The organism is Streptomyces sp. NPDC045678 (genome assembly GCF_056432085.1).
Window position 1 is genome coordinate 294,378 of record NZ_JBWKJS010000007.1, and the last position, 20,024, is coordinate 314,401.

Annotated in this window: 18 protein-coding genes; 15 read left to right on the forward strand and 3 right to left on the reverse strand. The window is 72.5% G+C overall.

What is annotated here, in order from left to right; translation table 11 throughout:
* The first annotated feature begins 9 nt into the window (after positions 1-9).
* On the forward strand, positions 10-1,329 hold the full coding sequence (locus AC07DO_RS25390; protein WP_479062861.1) for a haloacid dehalogenase-like hydrolase: 1,320 nt from the start codon (positions 10-12) through the stop codon (positions 1,327-1,329).
* A gap of 28 nt (positions 1,330-1,357) precedes the next feature.
* Positions 1,358-2,317, forward strand: a complete 960-nt coding sequence (locus AC07DO_RS25395; protein WP_479062863.1) for a DUF2510 domain-containing protein — start codon at positions 1,358-1,360, stop codon at positions 2,315-2,317.
* A gap of 54 nt (positions 2,318-2,371) precedes the next feature.
* Here the strand turns inward: AC07DO_RS25395 and AC07DO_RS25400 are convergent, their stop codons facing one another.
* Positions 2,372-3,598 (reverse strand): amino acid deaminase/aldolase, encoded by a 1,227-nt coding sequence (locus AC07DO_RS25400; protein ID WP_479062865.1) that lies wholly within the window; start codon positions 3,596-3,598, stop codon positions 2,372-2,374.
* Positions 3,599-3,793: 195 nt separating this feature from the next.
* On the opposite strand from AC07DO_RS25400, the gene AC07DO_RS25405 reads away from it, so the two are divergent.
* The 3 genes from AC07DO_RS25405 (at position 3,794) to AC07DO_RS25415 (ending at position 7,767) form a co-directional block, all read left to right on the forward strand.
* Complete coding sequence (locus AC07DO_RS25405) at positions 3,794-5,764, forward strand: hypothetical protein (protein WP_479062867.1); 1,971 nt, start codon at positions 3,794-3,796, stop codon at positions 5,762-5,764.
* Positions 5,765-5,808: 44 nt separating this feature from the next.
* Positions 5,809-6,966: a type VII secretion-associated serine protease mycosin gene (gene mycP / locus AC07DO_RS25410; RefSeq protein WP_479062869.1), complete on the forward strand. Its 1,158-nt coding sequence runs from the start codon at positions 5,809-5,811 to the stop codon at positions 6,964-6,966.
* 66 nt (positions 6,967-7,032) lie between these two features.
* On the forward strand, positions 7,033-7,767 hold the full coding sequence (locus AC07DO_RS25415) for an SseB family protein (RefSeq protein ID WP_479062870.1): 735 nt from the start codon (positions 7,033-7,035) through the stop codon (positions 7,765-7,767).
* A gap of 10 nt (positions 7,768-7,777) precedes the next feature.
* Here AC07DO_RS25415 and AC07DO_RS25420 read toward each other — a convergent pair whose 3' ends face one another.
* Positions 7,778-8,161, reverse strand: a complete 384-nt coding sequence (locus AC07DO_RS25420; RefSeq protein WP_479062872.1) for a DUF1844 domain-containing protein — start codon at positions 8,159-8,161, stop codon at positions 7,778-7,780.
* 392 nt (positions 8,162-8,553) lie between these two features.
* Here AC07DO_RS25420 and infC point away from each other — a divergent pair, with 392 nt between their 5' ends.
* The 10 genes from infC to AC07DO_RS25470 all read left to right on the forward strand — a co-directional run bounded on the left by infC (position 8,554) and on the right by AC07DO_RS25470 (position 19,570).
* Positions 8,554-9,216, forward strand: a complete 663-nt coding sequence (gene infC / locus AC07DO_RS25425) for a translation initiation factor IF-3 (RefSeq protein ID WP_268775508.1) — start codon at positions 8,554-8,556, stop codon at positions 9,214-9,216.
* A gap of 106 nt (positions 9,217-9,322) precedes the next feature.
* Positions 9,323-9,517, forward strand: a complete 195-nt coding sequence (gene rpmI / locus AC07DO_RS25430) for a 50S ribosomal protein L35 (protein WP_007829094.1) — start codon at positions 9,323-9,325, stop codon at positions 9,515-9,517.
* A 97-nt stretch (positions 9,518-9,614) separates the two neighbouring features.
* Positions 9,615-9,998 carry a 50S ribosomal protein L20 gene (rplT, locus tag AC07DO_RS25435; protein ID WP_150165812.1) on the forward strand — a complete coding sequence of 128 codons (384 nt, stop codon included), beginning with the start codon at positions 9,615-9,617 and terminating at the stop codon, positions 9,996-9,998.
* Between the two features lie 181 nt (positions 9,999-10,179).
* The gene (locus tag AC07DO_RS25440) at positions 10,180-11,007 is read left to right on the forward strand and encodes a TrmH family RNA methyltransferase (protein ID WP_479062874.1); all 828 of its coding nucleotides are present in this window, start codon (positions 10,180-10,182) and stop codon (positions 11,005-11,007) included.
* An 80-nt stretch (positions 11,008-11,087) separates the two neighbouring features.
* Positions 11,088-12,230: a sensor histidine kinase gene (locus AC07DO_RS25445; protein WP_479062875.1), complete on the forward strand. Its 1,143-nt coding sequence runs from the start codon at positions 11,088-11,090 to the stop codon at positions 12,228-12,230.
* Positions 12,231-12,388: 158 nt separating this feature from the next.
* On the forward strand, positions 12,389-13,519 hold the full coding sequence (gene pheS, locus AC07DO_RS25450) for a phenylalanine--tRNA ligase subunit alpha (protein ID WP_479062877.1): 1,131 nt from the start codon (positions 12,389-12,391) through the stop codon (positions 13,517-13,519).
* A complete protein-coding gene (pheT, locus tag AC07DO_RS25455) occupies positions 13,519-16,047 on the forward strand; it encodes a phenylalanine--tRNA ligase subunit beta (protein WP_479062879.1) in 2,529 nt (842 codons plus the stop codon). The genes pheS and pheT overlap by 1 nt, the downstream gene beginning before the upstream one ends.
* A gap of 193 nt (positions 16,048-16,240) precedes the next feature.
* Positions 16,241-17,365 (forward strand): PP2C family protein-serine/threonine phosphatase, encoded by a 1,125-nt coding sequence (locus AC07DO_RS25460; RefSeq protein ID WP_479062881.1) that lies wholly within the window; start codon positions 16,241-16,243, stop codon positions 17,363-17,365.
* A 191-nt stretch (positions 17,366-17,556) separates the two neighbouring features.
* The gene (locus AC07DO_RS25465) at positions 17,557-18,906 is read left to right on the forward strand and encodes a transcriptional regulator (protein WP_479062883.1); all 1,350 of its coding nucleotides are present in this window, start codon (positions 17,557-17,559) and stop codon (positions 18,904-18,906) included.
* A gap of 121 nt (positions 18,907-19,027) precedes the next feature.
* Positions 19,028-19,570 (forward strand): NUDIX hydrolase, encoded by a 543-nt coding sequence (locus AC07DO_RS25470; protein WP_479062884.1) that lies wholly within the window; start codon positions 19,028-19,030, stop codon positions 19,568-19,570.
* On the opposite strand, the gene AC07DO_RS25475 is transcribed toward AC07DO_RS25470, so the two are convergent.
* Entirely contained in the window at positions 19,571-19,828 is a 258-nt protein-coding gene (locus AC07DO_RS25475; RefSeq protein WP_150165797.1) for a hypothetical protein, read from the reverse strand.
* Positions 19,829-20,024: the final 196 nt, after the last annotated feature.

The window sequence follows — 20,024 nt, forward strand, 5'->3', positions numbered from 1 at the left end:
TCCACTCACATGCGTAACAGAAACATTTTGGCGCTGACTCTGGCCGCGGCCGCCACCCTGGCGGCCGTGCCCGCAGCACTCCCCGCGGCCGCCGCCACGGCCGCGCACCCCGCGAACTCCCGCACCGCGGGAGGCGACTGCCCGCAGTTGTCGAAGAAGCTGGAGTGGTACGGAAACAACCGCGCCAAGCTCCAGCGGACCATCGACGAGCGCGGCACCTGCGCGAACCCGGGCCTGGGCCACGGCAAGAACAAGCGCCCGGTCGCCGCGTTCGACTGGGACAACACCATCACGAAGAACGACGTCACCGACGCGACCATCGCCTGGTCGCTGCGGCACGACAAGATCCTGCGCCCCAAGAGCTGGAAGTCCACCAGCAAGTGGATGACCGACGACGCGGACCGCGCGCTCACCGAGGCGTGCGGCACGAAGGTGCCCGTCGGCAAGCCGCTGCCCACCTCCAGGAACGCCGCCTGCGCCGACGAGATCTTCGAGGTCCGCGAGGACGGCAGAACGATGAGCGGCGCCGCCGCGTTCGCGGGGGAGTGGGACCACCGGCACACCGTCCCGCAGTACGCCTGGGTGCCGCAGCTCTTCGCCGGGCACACCGTCCCCGAGCTGGAGTCGTACGCCGCGAAGGCCCGCAAGGAGGCTCTCGCCGCGCCCATCGGCGCGACGCAGACCGTCGGGACGCACGAGATCCCCGGCTACGTCCGCTACTACGACCAGCAGCGCGACCTGATCCGCACCCTCAAGAAGGCCGGCTTCGACGTCTACATCGTCTCGGCGGGCTCCGAGCCGGTCACCGAGGTCTGGGCCTCCGGCAAGGGGGGCGTGGGCATCGACCGCAAGCACACGGTCGCCATCCGCTCGGTCCTCGACCGCAAGGGCCGCATCACCACCTGGAACCAGGGCTGCGGCGGCGTCCCCGTCAACAAGGGCGAGGCCATCCCGTACATCGACGGCAAGCGCTGCTGGATCAACCAGGAGATCTTCAAGATCAAGGGCAAGAAGGCCTGGGACAAGCAGGACTTCGGGCACCGCATCGCCCTCGGCGGCGGCGACGCCGACACGGACGTGACGTTCGTCGGCGACGCCACGGGCGCGCACCTCGTCCTGAACCGCAACAAGAGCGAGTTCATGTGCCGTGCGTACGACAACGAGGACGGCCGCTGGGTCGTGAACCCCATGTTCATCGAGCCGCTGCCGCAGAAGGACGGCACCTACCCCTGCTCGACCGCCGCGTACAACGAGCACGACGGGAACAAGGGCCCTGTGCTGCGGGAGGACGGCTCCGTCGTTCCCGACCAGCAGGACTCGGTGTACTGATCTTCGTGGCACGTCCTAGAGTGCCGGGATGAGCATGTCGACCCCCGCCGGCTGGTACCCGGACCCGCACCAGCCGTCCGTCGAGCGCTGGTGGGACGGTTCCGCCTGGACCGAGCACCGGCGGACGCCGGAGTACGTCCAAGCCGCCCCGGCACAGCAGGGGTTCGGGCCGCCGCAGGCCACGACGTCGGTCATGCCGGTGACGTCGGGCGGCGGCGGAGGCCGGGCGAAGGGCGTGGCGCTGGGCGTCGCCGGGGTCGTCCTCGTCGGAGCCATCGTCGCGGGCGCCGTCACCCTCACCGGGGGCGACGACGACCCGCAGGGCGGCACACCGGCGCCGAGCGCGTCCGCGAAGGGCGGCCCGACGCCGGTCGCGTCGGAGAAGGAGGAGTCGAAGTCGCCGACCGCCGACCCCGACCCGGACACCCTCGTCGACGACCTCAACGGCATCACGCTCCCCGTGCCCGAGGGCTGGGAGAAGGACGACGACTCCTTCGGCAGCGGCGCCACCATCCAGACCCCCGACATCGTCGACTGCCCGGGCGACTCCGGGCTCTGCCGCGAGGGCACCGTCACGTCGACCACCGTCACGGGCACCGACGAGACGGACCCCAAGGCCCTCGCCCTCGGCGACATCGAGGACGCGGCGGACGCCGCCTACGACAAGGACAAGCTGGACAACCGGCCCTACGGCGGCATCACCCGCCACGAGAAGGTCAAGGAAGGCCAGGTGGCCGTCGCGGGCCGCACCGGGTACTTCGTGCGCTGGCGCGTCCACACGGCGAAGGGCGACGGCGGATACGTGCAGTCGCTGTCCTTCGCGTCGAGCGTCGGCTCCGAGTCGATGGTCATGGTCCGCTTCAACGTCGGCGCGGGCGACGGCGCGCCGCCCGTCTCCGTCCTCGACGAGATCACCGACGGGATCCGCTCGGTCGACGACAGCGCGACGGGCGGCGGCGTGGGCAACGACGTCGAACCGACGCCGTAGCGGTACGCGGGTACGCGGATACGCGGATACGCGGGTACGCAGCCGGGGGCCGGGTCAGAGGAACGTGTGGCCCTCGCCGCGGTACGTCGGGACGCTCCCCGTCACGCGGTCGCCCTCGACCAGGTGCAGCGTCTCGAACCGCTCGCACAGCTCTCCGGCCTTGGCGTGCCGGAACCACACTTTGTCGCCGAGCCGCAGGTCGTCCGCAGGGGGCCCGTGCAGCGGCGTCTGCACCTCGCCCGCGCCCTCCTGCGCGTCGTACCGCAGCCCCTCGGGGAGGTACGGCTCCGGCGAGCGGTCCGTGCCCGCGACGCCCGACGCCGGATAGCCGCCGCCGAGCACCGTCACGGTCCCCGCGCCGGGCCGGCGCACCACGGGCTGAGCGAACAGCGCGGCCGGACGCCCCCTGAACGACGTGTAGTTGTCGAAGAGCCGCGGCACGAAGAGCCCCGACCCCGCGGCGATCTCCGTGACCGCCCGCTCGGCCGCGGTGTGCTGCACGCTGCCGGTACCGCCGCCGTTCACGAACTCCAGGCCCGGCGCGACCGCCCGCACCGCGGCGATCGTCTCCGCGCGGCGCGCGGCGAGCTCCTTGCGGGCCGCGGTCTGCATCATGCGGACCGCGCGCGAGCGCGCCGGGTGCCCCTCGACCGCGTCGCCCACGCCGGCGACGTGGCCCTCGTACGCCATGACGCCCACCAGCCGGAAGCCGGGGCGCCGTTCGACGGCGCGGGCCAGGGCGGCGACCTGCACGGGCGAGTGCAGCGGCGAGCGGAGCGCGCCGATCCGCACCGTGCCGCCCAGCGCCTTGAACGAGGTGTCCAGTTCCAGACAGACCCGCACCTCCTCGGTCCCGCCGTCCCTGGCCTCGTCGATCAGCCGCAGCTGGGCCGGGTCGTCGACCATCACGGTCACCGAGGCCGCGAGCTTCGGGTCGGCGGTCAGCTCCGCGAACCCGGCGCGGTCCGCCGAGGGGTAGGCGAGCAGCACGTCGTCGAAGCCGGAGCGGGCCAGCCACAGCGACTCCCCGAGCGTGAACGACATGAGCCCGGCGAAACCGTCGCGCGCGAGGACCCGTTCGAGCAGGGCGCGGCAGCGCACGGACTTGCTCGCGACCCGGATCGGCTTGCCCTTGGCCCTTCGCACCAGATCGTCGGCATTGGCGTCGAAGGCGTCCAGGTCGACGATGGCGACGGGGGCGTCGAGGTGTGCGGTGGCCCGGTCGTAACGGGCCCGGTCGGTGGCGCGGTGAGCGGCACGGTCTGCGGCACGGGCAGTCATGGGCGAAGCCTGCCAGACACGATTACCCGAGGGTAGGGGGATGATCCGGGCAGATCGCCCGGGGGTGCGGACCGAGTTCCCGTATGCCCCGTGTCTGCCCGTAGAGTGACGCGCACGGAGCCTGGCCGAGCGGTGCGCACGGAGCCTCGCCCGCCGAGCGCTCCGGCCGGCCGAGCGCGAGGAAACGGGGGGAGCATGAGCACGGAGGCGCCTGGCAGCCCCGTTCCGCCGCGTCCCGCCGCGCCGCCCCGCCCCACGACCCCACCGGCCCGTCCCTCGGCCCCGTCGGCCCGTCCCTCGGTCCCGTCGGCCACCGCCACGGACCAGTCCGACGAAGCGGCCGACCCGCCGCCCGCGGCGTCCGCCCGCTTTCCCGACGTCCGGCCACCCGTCGACCAGGACTGGGTGCTCGCACCCTCCCGCGGCGAGTCTGAGCCCAGCCGGGCTGCCCGCATACACGACCTGCTGGCCCCCTTCGAAAAGGCCCGCGCGGAACGCGAGGCCTCCGGCGCGACGTCCCCCCTCCCGCCCCCACCGTCCTCGGCCCGCCTGCCCGACGCCCCGCCGCCGGCTCCGTCCGCGCCGCGGGGGCCCGACGACGCGCCCCCGCGTCCGACCACGCAGCCCGCCGAGGCAACGTCCCGCACGGGTACGGGCGACACCCCGTCCCGTCCCGCACCGTCCTCGGCCCGCCTGCCCGACGCCCCGCCGCCGGCCCCGTCCGCGCCGCGGGGGCCCGACGACGCGCCCCCGCGTCCGACCACGCAGCCCGCCGAGGCAACGTCCTGCACGGGTACAGGCGGCACCCTGTCCCGTCCCGCACCGTCCTCGGCCCGCCTGCCCGACGCCCCGCCGCCGGCCCCGTCCGCGCCGCGCGGGTCCGACGACGCACCCCCGCGTCCGACCACGCCGCCGCGCGTCTCCGCGGCGCGAGGGGCCGATGGCGTGCCCGTGCCCCGGAAAGGCGGGGTGAGTGGTGCTGTTTCGGTGGATGCGGAGTCGGTCGCGTCGCCCGGCGTGGCGGCGTCGCGTACGCGCGTCGAGGGCAGCCCGACGTTGCCGGCCGAGCCGCCGGGGGAGAAGGAGGGCCAACGGCCCTACCGGTCCGACGTGTTGACCTCGGCCGAGGACCCGGGGCCGGTTCTTCCCGGGCGGCCCGACACCGTTCCGGCCATCCGGACGAGCCCCGCGGCCGACGTGTCGCAGGAGGAGACCACCACCCGACCGCGCCCCGTTCCGGACGAGTCGCCCACGCGTGCCGACGGCGAGGCGGCCGCCCGGGCCACCGCCGCGCGTCGGGCCGTCGGCGTCGTCGACCTGTCGCCGGGACCCGGTGCGGGGCGGCCCTTCGTGTCGTTCGCGCGGCCCGCGATGTACGACGACACCACCACCCGGCTGCGCCCCATCGCCACCTGGGCGCGCCCCCGCGCGGCCGCCGCCGCGGTCTGCGTCGTGCTCGGACTCGGCCTCATCGGCGGGGCGGCGACCGGGAGTTGGCTGACCGGGGAGTCCGTGGCGGGCGGCACCACGCGCAGCGCGTACACCGTCACCGGCGCGCTCTGGCACAGCGTCCCCGTCGACCGGCTCTTCCCGCCCGAGCTCGAGGGCGAGGGCGCGGGCCCAGGCGGCGCCGACCGCTCCTGGACCCGTATCGCCATCGCCCCGGACAGCGGCTGCACAGACGCCTTCGACCCGCTGCTGAGCAAGGTGCTCGCACCGGTCGGCTGCCTGCGTCTGCTCCGCGCCACCTACGCGGACGCGACCCGCAGCCATGTCACCACCGTCGGCCTGCTGTTCACCAAGGCCGACGCCGACGCCATGCAGACCCTGCGGAACCGTTTCACGGAGGAGGGGCTCGACCGGCGCCCCGACCTCATGCCCCGCGCCTACGCCGCCAAGGGCACCTCCGCCGAGGGCTTCGGCGACGCGCAGCGGGCGTCCTGGACCATGTCCGTACTGCCGGACGCGCCGGTCGTCGCGTACGCCGTCTCCGGATTCGCCGACGGCCGCGCCGTCACGGACCCCGAACCCGCCACCGAGGCCATGGGCAGCAACACCACGTCGGCGCCCGCCCAGTCCGGCCTCGGCCACGAGGCGAAGGGCATCGCCGACCGCGTCGAGCGGGGCCTGCGCAAGACCATCGCGGCCGCGGAGAAGTCGTCGTGAGGGGCTCCGCGGGAGGAAGGGGAGGGAAGAGGGCGCGTCGCCCGGTGGTCGCGGCAGGCCTGGCCGCCGCGCTGACCCTCGTACCCGTCACCGCCACGACCGCCCACGCCGACGACGGCATCCGCGCCCAGCAGTGGGCCCTCGACGCCATGCACACCGGCCAGGCGTGGCAGACCACGAAGGGCCGGGGCATCACCGTCGCCGTCCTGGACACCGGCATAGACGCCGAGCACCCGGACCTCGCGGGCAACGTCCTCAAGGGCACGGACATGGTCGGCTTCGGCGCGGGCCGCGGCGACCGCCCCTGGGCCAGGCACGGCACCGCCATGGCCGGCATCATCGCGGGCCACGGACACGGGGAGGGCCGCGCGGACGGCGTGCTCGGCATCGCGCCCGAGGCGAAGATCCTGCCGGTCCGCGTGATCCTCGAGGACGGCGACCCCGCCCGCAAGAAGGCCCGCAACACCCGCGGCAACGCCCTCGCCGACGGCATCCGGTGGGCCGCGGACCACGGCGCGGACGTCATCAACCTCTCCCTCGGCGACGACTCCAAGTCCGCCCACCCCGAGCCCGACGAGGACACCGCCGTCCAGTACGCCCTGAAGAAGGGCGTCGCCGTCGTCGCCTCCGCGGGCAACGGCGGCGAGCGCGGCGACCACATCTCGTACCCGGCCGCCTACCCCGGCGTGATCGCCGCGACGGCCGTCGACGAGAACGGCGCCCGCGCCTCGTTCTCCACCCGCCGCTGGTACGCCACCGTCGCCGCGCCCGGCGACGACATCGTCATCGCCGATCCCGACCGCAAGTACTACGAGGGCTGGGGCACCAGCGCCGCCTCCGCCTTCGTGTCGGGCGCCGTCGCCCTGATCCGTGCCGCGCACCCCGGCCTGAAGCCCGCGCAGATCAAACAGATCCTGGAGGACACGGCCCGCGACGCCCCGTCCGGCGGTCGCGACGACTCCCGGGGCTTCGGCCAGATCGACCCGGCGGCCGCGCTGGAGCGCGCGGGGCGGATCGAGCCGCAGGGGCAGCGCACGGCGACGTACGGCACGAAGTACTTCGGCGGCGGCCCGGACGAAACGGCGCCCGACGACGGCCCCGCGGCCTGGCTCGGCCCCACCGCCGGCGCTTTCGGCATCGCCCTCCTGGCCCTGGCGGTCCATCTCTGGCGCACCAGGCCGAGGACGTCCCGCCGCACCTGACCGGGCGGGGCCGGGCGGCTCACCGGGCCGGCACGGCCACTCTGTAGGGTCGACACCGTGGCGAACATGGCGAACAAGAACATTCCCGACCCCGGTTTCTCCGACGACGACGGGACCGCCGATCCCCGGCTGGCCGCCGCGCTCGCCGGCTGGGCCGCGGACCGTACGGCCCACGGGCCCGTCCTGGAAGCTCTTGTCGGGGCCCGGCTCCTCGTCCCGGTCGTCGCCGTGCTCGGTGAGGTCGAGGAGGACGAGAACGGGCTGCGCCGCGAGAAGACCAGCGACATGGCGGTGCCCACCCTCAAGGCCGGTGACCGCAAGGCGCTGCCCGCCTTCACCTCCATCGAGGCCCTGGCGCTGTGGGACCCGGCCGCCCGTCCCGTCGCCGTACCGCTCCACCAGGCGTTGCAGGCCGCCGCGCACGAGCAGGCCGACACCATCGTCCTCGACCTCGCCGGGCCCGTCCCCTACGAACTCGGCCGCTCCGCGCTGCTCGCCCTCGCCGAGGGCCGTGCCAGCGCCGACCCGCTCGCCGACCCCGCCGTCACCGACGCGGTCCGCGCCGCCGTCGCCGCCGAGTCCGCCGTGCTCCGCGCCCACCTCGGCCCCGGCAGCGCGGACGGCACCCTCGCCCTCGTCCTCGACCCCGCCGCGGACGGGGCCGAGGCCGCCCAGCGCGTGGCCCGCCGGATCGCCGCCGACGAAACACTGAGGGCCCGCCTGGTGCGCGGCCTCGACCTGGCACTTCTGCCGGCCGAGGCGACGCCGCCGGGCGAGCCCCTCTACGTACGTACGGTGTGAGGCCCCGGGCTCAGCCGAAGACCGGGCCCGTGTACTTCTCGCCGGGGCCCTGACCGGGCTCGTCCGGCACCACCGACGCCTCGCGGAACGCCAGCTGCAGCGACTTCAGGCCGTCGCGCAGCGGAGCCGCGTGGAACGAGCTGACCTCGGTGGCGCTCGCGTCGAGCAGCCCGGCCAGCGAGTGGATCAGTTTGCGGGCCTCGTCCAGGTCCTTGTGGCCCTCGCCGCCCTCGGCGAGACCGAGGTTCACCGCGGCGGCGCTCATCAGGTGGACCGCCACCGTGGTGATCACCTCGACCGCGGGGACGTCCGCGATGTCACGGGTCAGGGTGTCGAAGTCGGGAGAGCCGGGCCCGGGGGCCGCGGACTCGGGGGTGGGGGTCGTGTCGCTCATGTCCCACACGATAAGCCGAGCCCCGGACCGCCCGAGCCGCGGGAGCGGTTGCGCACAGCGGTTCGCCCCACCCCCGGGGAGCTGCTAACCTTGTGTAACGACCGGCTGGATGCCCGCGTGTCAACGCAAGGATCCGGCCCACAAGTGGAGGCTCCGATCTCCCACCTGACCGCTCCCCGGAGCGGCGGGTCACCGGTCAGGCGGCCGAAGTCCTCGAGGCTTCGGGTCGCCCGATGTGCGCCCCGCGATCACCGCGGAGGTGCTCCGGTAGTACATGGAGCCCCTTCTGTGATCGGTCGGGGCATTTTTTATGGCTCCGCACGGTTGGTCCAGTCAACAGACGTAACGCGGCTGTCCGCCAGACGGTCGCGTGGTGCTACCGAGGAGGATCCATCAGCGCCGAGCCCCGCATCAACGACCGGATTCGCGTTCCCGAGGTGCGACTTGTCGGTCCCAGCGGCGAGCAGGTCGGGATTGTTCCGCTTGCCAAGGCCCTGGAGCTTGCACAGGAGTACGACCTTGACTTGGTCGAGGTGGCCGCGACCGCGCGTCCGCCGGTCTGCAAGCTCATGGACTACGGCAAGTTCAAGTACGAGTCGGCCATGAAGGCCCGTGAGGCGCGCAAGAACCAGGCGCACACGGTCATCAAGGAGATGAAGCTCCGGCCGAAGATCGACCCGCACGACTATGACACCAAGAAGGGTCACGTCGTCCGGTTCCTCAAGCAGGGCGACAAGGTCAAGATCACGATCATGTTCCGTGGTCGCGAGCAGTCCCGCCCCGAGCTGGGCTTCCGACTGCTGCAGCGCCTCGCTTCGGACGTCGAGGACCTCGGGTTCATCGAGTCGAACCCGAAGCAGGACGGCCGAAACATGATCATGGTTCTCGGTCCGCACAAGAAGAAGACCGAGGCGATGGCCGAGGCCCGTGAGGCCCAGGCGGCCCGCAAGGCGGACGCGAAGGCCAACCCGGGCCGCTCGCAGAACTCCGCCGAGGGGGAGGAGCTCGACGAGGCTCCCGCCGAGGCCCCGGCCGAAGCTCCCGCCGAGGCCTGATCCCCGGGGCGCAGGCCCAGGGGATTGCAACTGACACATATGGCTCCCGGATGCCCGGTTTCACGACCGGGCATCGGAGTGCCACTGACGAGGAGAGAACGGCGCTATGCCGAAGAACAAGTCGCACAGCGGTGCCAGCAAGCGCTTCAAGGTCACCGGCTCCGGCAAGGTGCTCCGTGAGCGCGCCGGCAAGCGCCACCTGCTCGAGCACAAGTCGTCCCGTCTGACGCGTCGCCTCACCGGCAACGCCGAGATGGCCCCGGGCGACGCCAAGAAGATCAAGAAGCTTCTCGGCAAGTGAGCTCGGGTGCCGGACACGGCACCTGACCTCTGACCGGGACCCAATCGATACCGGGTCGTGTGAGTCCAACCACGGCCCCGCTACAAGGAGTTAACAAGTGGCACGCGTCAAGCGGGCAGTCAACGCCCACAAGAAGCGTCGGGCGATCCTCGAGCAGGCCAGCGGCTACCGCGGCCAGCGTTCGCGCCTGTACCGCAAGGCCAAGGAGCAGGTCACCCACTCCCTGGTCTACAACTACAACGACCGCAAGAAGCGCAAGGGCGACTTCCGTCAGCTGTGGATCCAGCGCATCAACGCCGCTGCCCGCGCCAACGGCATCACCTACAACCGCTTCATCCAGGGTCTGAAGGCCGCCAACATCGAGGTGGACCGCAAGATCCTCGCGGAGCTGGCCGTCAACGACGAGAACGCGTTCGCCGCGCTCGTCGAGGTTGCGCAGAAGGCGCTGCCGTCGGACGTCAACGCCCCCAAGGCCGCCTGACGCCCGCGCTGAGCGTGATGTTCGGACCCGTAAGCCGTCTGGCTTGCGGGTCCGATTCTGTTCGGGCTCTCGTCCGCCCTCCTCTGTTGTCCGCCGTCCGCGGGTCTGCTGTGGCTGAGCGCGCAGTTCCCCCGCGCCCCTGAAGGGGCGCCCCCGCCGTCCCCATGCCGAAGGTGAGTCCATGCCCGCCGCTCCTGAGTTGATCTCCCCCAAGTCGCCCCGCGTCAGTGCCGCGCGACGGCTGGCCAAGCGGAACTTCCGGGGCAAGGAGCGGCTGTTCCTCGCCGAAGGGCCGCAGGCCGTGCGGGAGGCCGCCGGGCACGGGCAGACGCTCGTCGAGCTGTTCGCCACCGTCGACGCCGCCGAGCGGTACGCCGACATCGTGGGGGAGGCCCGCGCCGCCGGCGCCCGCGTGCACCTCGCCGACGAGGACGTCATCGCCGACATCTCCACCACCGTCACCCCGCAGGGTCTCGTCGGCGTCTGCCGGTTCCTCGACGTGCCCTTCGAGGAGATCCTCGCCGCCGGGCCCCGGCTCGTCGCCGTCCTGTCGAACGTCCGCGACCCCGGGAACGCCGGGACCGTGCTGCGCTGCGCCGACGCCGCGGGCGCCGACGCCGTGATCCTCACGGACGCCTCCGTGGACCTCTACAACCCCAAGTCGGTGCGCGCCTCGGTCGGCTCGCACTTCCATCTGCCGGTCGCCGTGGGCGTACCCGTGGAGCAGGCCGTGCGGGGGCTCAAGGACGCGGGCGTACGGATCCTCGCCGCCGACGGGGCGGGTGAGGACGACCTCGACGCGGAGCTCGACAAGGGCACCATGGGCACCCCGACCGCCTGGATCTTCGGCAACGAGGCGTGGGGGCTGCCGGAGGAGACCCGCGCACTCGCCGACGCCGTGGTGCGCGTTCCGATCCACGGCAGAGCCGAAAGCCTCAACCTCGCGACGGCCGCCGCCGTGTGCCTCTATGCCTCGGCCCGTGCCCAGCGCGCCTCCAGTACTCGCTGAGGGGGTCCGCTCCGTCACATGGAGCTAGTAGTGTGACGGGCTCGGGGGCCCCGACAGGTCCGAGAGGTGGGGTACGGGGAATGAGTGTGGGCACGAGCAGAGCACCGGGGGTACAGGACCTCGTCCGTGCTCGCGCGGACCACGGCGGTCCCGGTGACCTCGGCGGCCTGGGACTCGACCCCGACGAGCTCCCCGACGGGCTCGTCGTCGCGGACGAGACGGGCCACATCATCTGCTTCAACGCGGCGGCGGCGCGGATCACCGCCGTACCGGCGGCCGACGCCCTCGGCACGCCCCTGGAGCACGCGCTCCCCTTAGAAGACCTCGAAGGCCGCCGCTGGTGGCAGCTGACCGATCCCTACGGCGGCCTCGCCATCCGTGTCGGCCAGCCCGAGTGCAACCTCCTCCTGCCCGGCGGCCGCGAAGTCCTCGTCTCCGCGCGCTACGTCCGCACCACCCGCACCGGGCCCGTCCGCCGCGTCGTCGTCTCCCTCCGCGACACCGAGGCCCGCCGCCGCACCGAGCGCAGCCACGCCGAGCTGATCGCCACGGTCGCCCACGAACTCCGCTCGCCGCTCACCTCCGTCAAGGGGTTCACCGCGACGCTGCTCGCCAAGTGGGAGCGGTTCACCGACGACCAGAAGAAACTGATGCTGGAGACCGTCGACGCCGACGCGAACCGCGTCACCCGGCTGATCGCCGAACTCCTCGACATCTCCCGCATCGACTCGGGACGCCTGGAGCTGCGCCGCCAGCCCGTCGACATAGGCGCGGCCGTCGGACGCCACATCCAGGCGCACGTCGCCGCGGGCCAGGACGCCGACCGCTTCCTCGTCCGCGTCCAGCGGCCGCTGCCCGACTGCTGGGCCGACCCCGACAAGGTCGACCAGGTGCTCAGCAACCTGCTGGAAAATGCCGTGCGGCACGGCGAGGGAACCGTCACCATCGAGGTGGCGCCCTCCTCGTCCGCGCGCGAGCGGGGCGGCGCCGAGACCGCCGTGACCGTGAGCGACGAAGGTCCCGGCATTCCGGAGGAGTCGATGGGCCGCGTCTTCACCCGCTTCTGGCGGGGCAGCAAGCGCGGCGGGACGGGACTGGGGTTGTACATCGTGAAGGGCATCGTGGAAGTGCACGGCGGGACGATCACCGTCGGCCGCGCACCCGGCGGCGGCGCCCGATTCCGATTTACGTTGCCCGTGGGGGCCCCGGCGTATCTCCAGTGACCCTGTCGAGGACGCCCTGAGCAGCCCGCGGGCTCATTCGTTCACCGCACCCCCGTTAGACTCGGTCGTTGGCACTTTGTGTCCCCACACCTGGGACAGCTTGTCTCCGAGTCGTTGACGGGGACCCATCCGCCAGCCAACCGGAAGCACGGGAAGAGATGTCGGCACCGAACAAGTCGTACGACCCTGTTGAGGTCGAGGCACTGAAACCTGAAGAGATCGAGCGGATGCGGGACGAGGCGCTCGCCGCCCTCGCCGCCGCGGACTCCCTCGAAGCGCTCCAGGAGGCCAAGGTCGCGCACACCGGCGGCACGTCGCCGCTGGCGCTCGCCAACCGCGAGATCGGCGCGCTGCCCCCGCAGGCCAAGGCCGAGGCGGGCAAGCGCGTCGGCATGGCGCGCGGCGCCGTGAGCAAGGCGCTGGCCGCCCGCCAGACCGAGCTCGAGGCCGAGCGCGACGCCCGCGTCCTGGTCGAGGAGGCGGTGGACGTCACGCTGCCGTACGACAGGACGGCCGCCGGCGCCCGGCACCCGCTGACCACGATGATGGAGCGCGTCGCCGACGTCTTCGTCTCGATGGGCTACGAGGTCGCCGAGGGTCCCGAGGTCGAGGCGGAGTGGTTCAACTTCGACGCCCTGAACTTCACGCCCGACCACCCGGCCCGGCAGATGCAGGACACCTTCTTCGTCCAGGGGCCCGAGGGCGCCCAGGGCGACGAGTCCGGGGTCGTGCTGCGCACGCACACCTCCCCGGTGCAGGCCCGCGCGCTCCTCGAGCGCCGCGAGCCGCCGGTCTACATCGTCTGCCCCGGCCGCGTATACCGCACGGACGAGCTCGACGCCACGCACACCCCGGTCTTCCACCAGATCGAGCTGCTCGCCGTCGACGAGGGCCTCACCATGGCCGACCTCAAGGGCACCCTCGACCACATGGTCCAGGCGCTCTTCGGACCGGACATGAAGACCCGGCTGCGGCCGAACTACTTCCCGTTCACCGAGCCGTCCGCCGAGATGGACATGGTCTGCTACGTGTGCCGCGGCGAGTCCGTCGGCAACCCCGACCGCGCCTGCCGCACCTGCGGCAGCGAGGGCTGGATCGAGCTCGGCGGCTGCGGCATGGTCAACCCCAAGGTGCTCACCGCCTGCGGCGTCGATCCCAAGAAGTACAGCGGATTCGCCTTCGGGTTCGGCATCGAGCGGATGCTGATGTTCCGCCACAACGTCGAAGACATGCGAGACATGGTCGAGGGTGACATCCGGTTCACCCGGCCGTTCGGGATGGAGATCTGATGCGGGTCCCGCTTTCCTGGCTGCGGGAGTACGTCGACCTCCCCGCCACCGAGACCGGCCGTGACGTGCAGGCCAAGCTGATCGAGGTCGGCCTCGAGGTCGAGACCGTCGAGCAGCTCGGCGCGGGCCTCAAGGGCCCGCTCGTCGTGGGCAAGGTCCTCACCATCGAGGAGCTGGAGGGCTTCAAGAAGCCCATCCGCTTCTGCACCGTCGACGTCGGCACCGCCAACGGCACCGGCGAGCCGCAGGAGATCGTCTGCGGCGCCCGGAACTTCCAGGTCGGCGACAAGGTCGTCGTGGTCCTGCCCGGCGCCGTCCTGCCCGGCGACTTCGCCATCGCCGCCCGCAAGACGTACGGCAAGACCTCGCACGGCATGATCTGCTCCGGCGACGAGCTGGGCATGGGCGACGACGGCAGCGGCGGCATCATCGTCCTGCCGCCCGAGCACGAGGCCGGCACCGACGCCATCGAGCTCCTCGAGCTCGTCGACGAGGTCCTGGACATCGCCGTCACGCCCGACCGCGGCTACGCGCTCTCGATGCGAGGCGTCGCCCGCGAGACGGCCATCGCGTACGGCCTGCCGCTGCGCGACCCCGCGCTCCTCGACGTGCCCGCGCCGAACTCCTTCGGCTATCCGGTCAAGATCGCCGACCCGATCGGCTGCGACCGCTTCACCGCGCGCACCGTCACGGGTCTCCAGCCCGAGGCGCGCTCCCCGATCTGGCTGCAGCGCCGTCTGCAGAAGGTCGGCATGCGCCCGATCTCGCTCGCCGTCGACATCACCAACTACGTGATGATGGAGCTCGGCCAGCCCCTGCACGCGTACGACCGTTCCCGCATCCAGGGCACGATCGGCGTGCGCCGGGCCGAGCAGGGCGAGAAGTTCACCACCCTCGACGGCACCAAGCGCGTCCTGGACGCCGGTGACCTGGTCATCACCGACGACCGCGGCCCGATCGGCCTCGCGGGCGTCATGGGCGGCGCGAACACCGAGATCGCCGACTCCGAGACGGACCCGGAGACCGGGCAGGTCCGCGGCACCACCGAGGTCGTCGTCGAGGCCGCGCACTTCGACGCGATCTCCATCGCCCGCACCGCGCGCCGCCACAAGCTGGCCTCCGAGGCGTCCAAGCGCTTCGAGCGCGGCGTCGACCCGCAGGCCGCGGCCGCCGCCGCGCAGCGCACCGTCGACCTGCTCGTGCTCCTCGCGGGCGGCAGCGCCGAGGCCGGCGTCACCGAGGTCATCGCGCCGACGGCGCCGCGTACGATCACGATGCCCGCCGACCACCCGGACAAGGTCGCCGGTGTGGCCTACGGCCGCGAGACCGTCGTACGCCGCCTCCAGGAGGTCGGCTGCGACGTCTACGGCCAGGACGACCTGACGGTCACCGTCCCGTCGTGGCGCCCCGACCTCGCCGAGCCGAACGACCTCGCCGAAGAGGTCATCCGCCTCGAGGGGTACGAGAACCTGCCCTCGACCCTGCCGAAGCCCCCCGCGGGCCGCGGCCTGACCGAGCGGCAGCGGCTGCACCGCCGCGTCGGCCGTGCGCTGGCCGGTGCGGGCTACGTGGAGTCGCTGAGCTACCCGTTCCTCGGGGAGGGCGTCTTCGACCAGCTGGGCCTGGCGGCGGACGACCCCAACCGCCGTGTGGTCAAGCTCGTCAACCCGCTCTCCGACCAGGAGCCCGCGCTCCGCACGACGCTGCTGCCTGGCCTGCTGTCCGCGCTGCGCCGCAACGACGGGCGCGGCTCGCACGACCTGGCGCTCTTCGAGACCGGTCTGGTGTTCCATCCGCAGGACGAGCTGAAGATCGCCGGGCGCCTGCCCGTCGACCGGCGTCCCACCGACGAGGAGATCGCGTCCCTCACCGCGGCGCTGCCCGTCCAGCCCCGGCACGCCGCCGTCGTCCTCGCGGGCGCCCGCGAGCAGGCCGGCTGGTGGGGCAAGGGCCGCCCGGCCGACTGGGCGGACGCCGTCGAGGCGGCGCGGACCATCGCCCGTGAGGCCGGCGTCGAGCTCATCGTCGACCAGGGGCAGTACGGGCCGTGGCACCCCGGCCGCTGCGCCGAGCTGAAGGTCGTCGTCGACGGGGACATCGTCTCCGTCGGCCACGCCGGTGAGCTGCACCCGCGCGTCGTCAAGGCGCTCGGCGTGCCCGCGCGCACCTGCGCGATGGAGCTCGACCTCGACCGCCTGGAGCAGGCGCGGGAAGGCGTGCTGCGGGCACCGCGGATCTCCACCTTCCCCGTGGCCACGCAGGACGTCGCGCTGGTCGTCGACAAGGAGGTGCCGGCCGCCGTGGTCGAGTACTACCTCCGCGGCGGCGCGGGTGAACTCCTCGAGTCCATCCGGCTGTTCGACGTCTTCGAGGGCGAGCAGCTCGGCGAGGGCAAGAAGTCCCTGGCGTACGCGCTGCGCTTCCGCGCGGCCGACCGCACGCTGACCGTCGACGAGGCCTCCGCGGCCCGCGACGCGGCGGTCGCGCTGGCGGCCGAGCGGACGGGAGCGGTGCTGCGCGGAGCGTAGTGACTGTCCGTAGGCGATAACAGGCGCACACGGGGCGCAAAGAGGGGCTTATCCGGACCACCGGGTAAGCCCCTCACTCATTTGAGTGACTTCATTGGGCACCCTGGTCCGATCGGCCCATGCGGTCGACACAATCAGTCCGGCCGTAGGGGTCGGCCTGCGCGCTGGACCGGGCCTATGGGGGGGCATCGGCATGATCCGTCTGAGGAGGCCGGGTACGGCGGCCCGGCCGCTCGCCCGGGTGCTGGAGCGTCAAGGCGTCCGACGCGTGCTCACGCTGGGCCTGCCCGCGGTGTGGGGTGCCGTCGCCATCACGTACAAACTGGCCTGCCCGCTCGCCCAGGAGGAGAGCATGGGGGCGCGGATCGTCAGCAGCGCCGTCTTCTTCGCCGTCGGGACCGGGCTGATATTCCACGCCCGGCGGGCGCTGCTGAGGGAGTTGCGGCAGATGCGCGAGGTCGCAGGCGCCGCGCAGAACGTACTCCTGCGCCCCCTGCCGCCCCGCGTCGAAGGCCTCGCTCTCGCCGCGGGGCGGCTCTCCGCGTCCCGGGGCGCCTCCGTCGGTGGCGATCTGTACGAGGTGGCGGCCACCGACCACGGCGTGCGCGTCGTCATGGGCGACGTGAGGGGCCACGGTCTTGCCGCCATCGGGACCGTCGCCGCCGTGCTCGGCAGTTTCCGCGAGGCCGCGCACGACGAGCCGGAACTCTCCCTGGTGCTGCGCCGCCTGGAGCGCACCCTCGGCCGGCACCTGCGCGAGCGCGCGCGGGCCGAGCACCCGGCGTGCGGCGGCGCCCCGCCGCAGACCCCGGTGGCCGAGGAGTTCGTCACCGTCCTGCTCCTGGAGATCGACCGGGACGGCGGGATCTCTGCCCTCAACTGCGGCCACCCCTGGCCCCATCTGCTCAGCGGCACCGCGCGGCCCCTCATGGACAGCGACCCGCTGCCGCCACTCGGGCCCTTCCCGCTCCCCGCCGACCTGCCGGTGCTCGACTGCGGACGCCTGCTGCCCGGCGAGGCACTCGCCCTGCACACGGACGGCATGGAGGACGCCCGCGACGCCGCGGGGACGTTCTTCCCGCTGCGGTCCGCGCTGACCGAGGCGGCCCGCGTCCCGCCGGTCTCCCCGCAGGGCGTCATCCGCGCGGTCTACGCCCAACTCCTGCGCCACACCGGCCTGTTGCCGTCCGACGACGCGGCGCTGCTCGTGCTGCGCAACGACCGCACGAGGGTTCCTCCGCAGCAACGGGAGGCGGCATGCGCCGCCCGCCCCGCCATGGAGTTGTCGGGCAGACGGCGGGACGAACGGCGCCGATGAGGGCCGCCGCACTGTAAGAGGGGGGAGCTCGGCGACCCGGCCGGCCTCCTTAACTGATGAGGCATCTCAGTCAAGCGATCCCACACCCCATGCGGCAGAGCGCACACCCCCCGGATCCGAGCACTCCGTTCACACCCCGTGTGAAGGGGCCTCCATTAATCTGAACAGCACAGAGCCACCGGAGGGCATCCATGCAGCCCAACACCCTGCTCGACGCGATCCTCGACGAAGCCGGCATCTCCCACGCGGGACTCGCCGCACACGTGAACCAGGCCGGAAGGGCCAGAGGACTCGCGCTCCGCTACGAACACACGGCCGTGTCGCGCTGGTTGAAGGGCCAGCGGCCGCGCGGCCAGGTGCCGGACCTGATCTGCGAAGTGCTCGCCGCCCGGCTGCACCGCCCCGTCACCCTGGACGACATCGGCCTCGGCCTGCCCGGTGTGCCCACCGCCCGCTCCGGAACGACGGCGTCCACCCTCTCCGGCTTCGTGGAGCGGGCCACCGCGCTGTGGCGCTCGGACGAACAGCAGCGCCCGCACCTGCTCGGGGCGCCCGCCGTCACGGGAACGCCCGCCGTGATGCCGGTCTGGGAGTGGGAGAACCCGCCCGAGGACGTCGACGTGTCACGCGGCGGCCGGCACCCGGTGAGGACGGCCGACATCGAGATGATGCGCGCGGCCCGCGCCCACTACGAGCAGATGTACCGCAAGACCGGCGGCATCGCGACCCGCTCCCGCATCGTCGGCTTCCTCAACGCCGAGGCCGCGCCCCTGCTGCGCGGCAGCTACACCGACGAGATGGGCCGCCAACTGCACCGTTCCACCGGCGGGTTGGTCGCCATCGCCGGCATCTGCGCCTATGACTCCGACGCGCACGGCCTCGCCCAGCGCTACTTCCACCAGGCGCTGCGCCTCTCCAAGGCCAGCGGCGACACCGGGCTCGGCGCGTATGTGATCGCGCTCCTCGTCAACCAGTCGCTGTTCATGCGCGAGTACCGCCAGGCGGTGGCGTTCGCCGAGGCCGCGCTGCGGGCCGCCGGGCGCAACCTCACCCCGGCCCTCGCCTCCGACCTGTACGCGATGCAGGCCAAGGCGTACGCGCACCTGGGCGACGGCAGGAGCGCGCTGTCCTGCATCCGGCGTGCGGAGGCAGCGGCCGATCGGATCCTGCGTGGTCGCGAGCCGGACGAGACGGGCTATGTCCAGCCCGGCCTGGTCAACGTGCAAGTGGCGGAGGCGCTGCTCAGTCTGGGTGATCTCGCCAGCGCCCGGGAGCACGCCGCGGCGGCCGTGGACACTCCGGCGCACGACCGGGGGCGGGTGCACCGCCTGGCCATGCTCAGCCAGATCGAACTGCGCCAGGGCAACACCGACGAGGCGGTGGTCACGGCCGTGGAAATGGCAGAACAGGCCCGGGGAATGGAGTCCCAGCGGCTGCGCGACCGGCTGCGCGCGGTGCGCGAGCACCTGGTCCGCAGCGACTGCGCGGGCACGGCCGAGGCGGCGGAGCTCATCGCCGGGGCGCTGCGCGTGCCGCTGTGACGCGCTCCGGGCGCCGCCGGTCCGGCGGCGCGCACACGCACCGTTCCGGGGTGCGCACACGCTGCTCATGAGTTTTGTCTGCTGCGATATTGCCATCTACCGATCGGAAGGTGGCAGAACCGTGCAGTGGACGAAACAGAGCGAACAAACTGTGTATGGAAATCGGTGGTTCACCGTCAATCTCGCGGATGTCGAGCTGCCCGACGGCCGGCACCTGGACCACTTCCTCATACGGCTGCGGCCCGTCGCCGTGGCCACCGTCGTCAACGACGCCAACGAAGTGCTCCTGCTGTGGCGGCACCGCTTCATCACCGACAGCTGGGGCTGGGAACTCGCGGCAGGCGTCGTCGAGGACGGCGAGGACATCGCGTGCGCCGCGGCACGCGAAATGGAGGAGGAGACCGGGTGGCGACCGGGCCCGCTGCGGCACCTCATGAGCGTCGAGCCGTCCAACGGGCTCACTGACGCGAAGCACCACATCTACTGGTCCGACGAAGGGACGTACATCGGCCATCCCGAGGACGACTTCGAGTCGGACCGCCGCGAGTGGGTCCCGCTCAAACTGGTTCCCGACATGGTGACCCGTGGAGAGGTCCCGGCCGCCAACATGGCCGCGGCGCTCCTCCTCCTGCACCATCTGCGCCTCGGCCAGGACGCGCGCTAGCTAATGGCCGAGCGCCTGCCAGACCGACACCGCGATTGCCGCGACCGCCGCGAGAGCGACGATCGTGGGCAGGGGCCAGCGTGTGTTCTCCAGCGCGGCGACCCGGGCCTCCATGGTCTCCACGTTCTTGGCGGTCTGTTCGTCGTGCTGACTGAGCAACGCCAGCCGTCCGTCGACGCGGGCAAGGCCCACCTCCAGGCTACGGCGTAACTCAGCGAGTTCTTCCGGGACCACGGCACTCTCGCCGTCGATGGTCACGAGTCCACTCCTCTCTGTAGTGGCGCGTCCCCCCTTCATCCGCACAGGCAGTCAACTCGCGTGGTGGGCTGGGTGGGAGAGTGTGCGATGGGCATATTCGAGCCCGCCGCGCGCACCCTGTGTGAACGCCGCGGGCCCGGCACTCGGAGGAGTGCCGGGCCCGTCGGGTACAGAGCGTGTTCGTGCGGGGAGTGAT

Bases quoted from the DNA above. Each gene is read 5' to 3' on its own strand.
- rpmI (WP_007829094.1), top strand. From the start codon at position 9,323: ATGCCGAAGAACAAGTCGCACAGCGGTGCCAGCAAGCGCTTCAAGGTC.
- AC07DO_RS25415 (WP_479062870.1), top strand. From the start codon at position 7,033: ATGGCGAACAAGAACATTCCCGACCCCGGTTTCTCCGACGACGACGGG.
- AC07DO_RS25400 (WP_479062865.1), bottom strand. From the start codon at position 3,598: ATGACTGCCCGTGCCGCAGACCGTGCCGCTCACCGCGCCACCGACCGG.
- AC07DO_RS25390 (WP_479062861.1), top strand. From the start codon at position 10: ATGCGTAACAGAAACATTTTGGCGCTGACTCTGGCCGCGGCCGCCACC.
- AC07DO_RS25395 (WP_479062863.1), top strand. From the start codon at position 1,358: ATGAGCATGTCGACCCCCGCCGGCTGGTACCCGGACCCGCACCAGCCG.
- AC07DO_RS25465 (WP_479062883.1), top strand. From the start codon at position 17,557: ATGCAGCCCAACACCCTGCTCGACGCGATCCTCGACGAAGCCGGCATC.
- pheT (WP_479062879.1), top strand. From the start codon at position 13,519: ATGCGGGTCCCGCTTTCCTGGCTGCGGGAGTACGTCGACCTCCCCGCC.
- AC07DO_RS25405 (WP_479062867.1), top strand. From the start codon at position 3,794: ATGAGCACGGAGGCGCCTGGCAGCCCCGTTCCGCCGCGTCCCGCCGCG.
- AC07DO_RS25445 (WP_479062875.1), top strand. From the start codon at position 11,088: ATGAGTGTGGGCACGAGCAGAGCACCGGGGGTACAGGACCTCGTCCGT.
- AC07DO_RS25420 (WP_479062872.1), bottom strand. From the start codon at position 8,161: ATGAGCGACACGACCCCCACCCCCGAGTCCGCGGCCCCCGGGCCCGGC.
- AC07DO_RS25440 (WP_479062874.1), top strand. From the start codon at position 10,180: ATGCCCGCCGCTCCTGAGTTGATCTCCCCCAAGTCGCCCCGCGTCAGT.
- AC07DO_RS25460 (WP_479062881.1), top strand. From the start codon at position 16,241: ATGATCCGTCTGAGGAGGCCGGGTACGGCGGCCCGGCCGCTCGCCCGG.
- pheS (WP_479062877.1), top strand. From the start codon at position 12,389: ATGTCGGCACCGAACAAGTCGTACGACCCTGTTGAGGTCGAGGCACTG.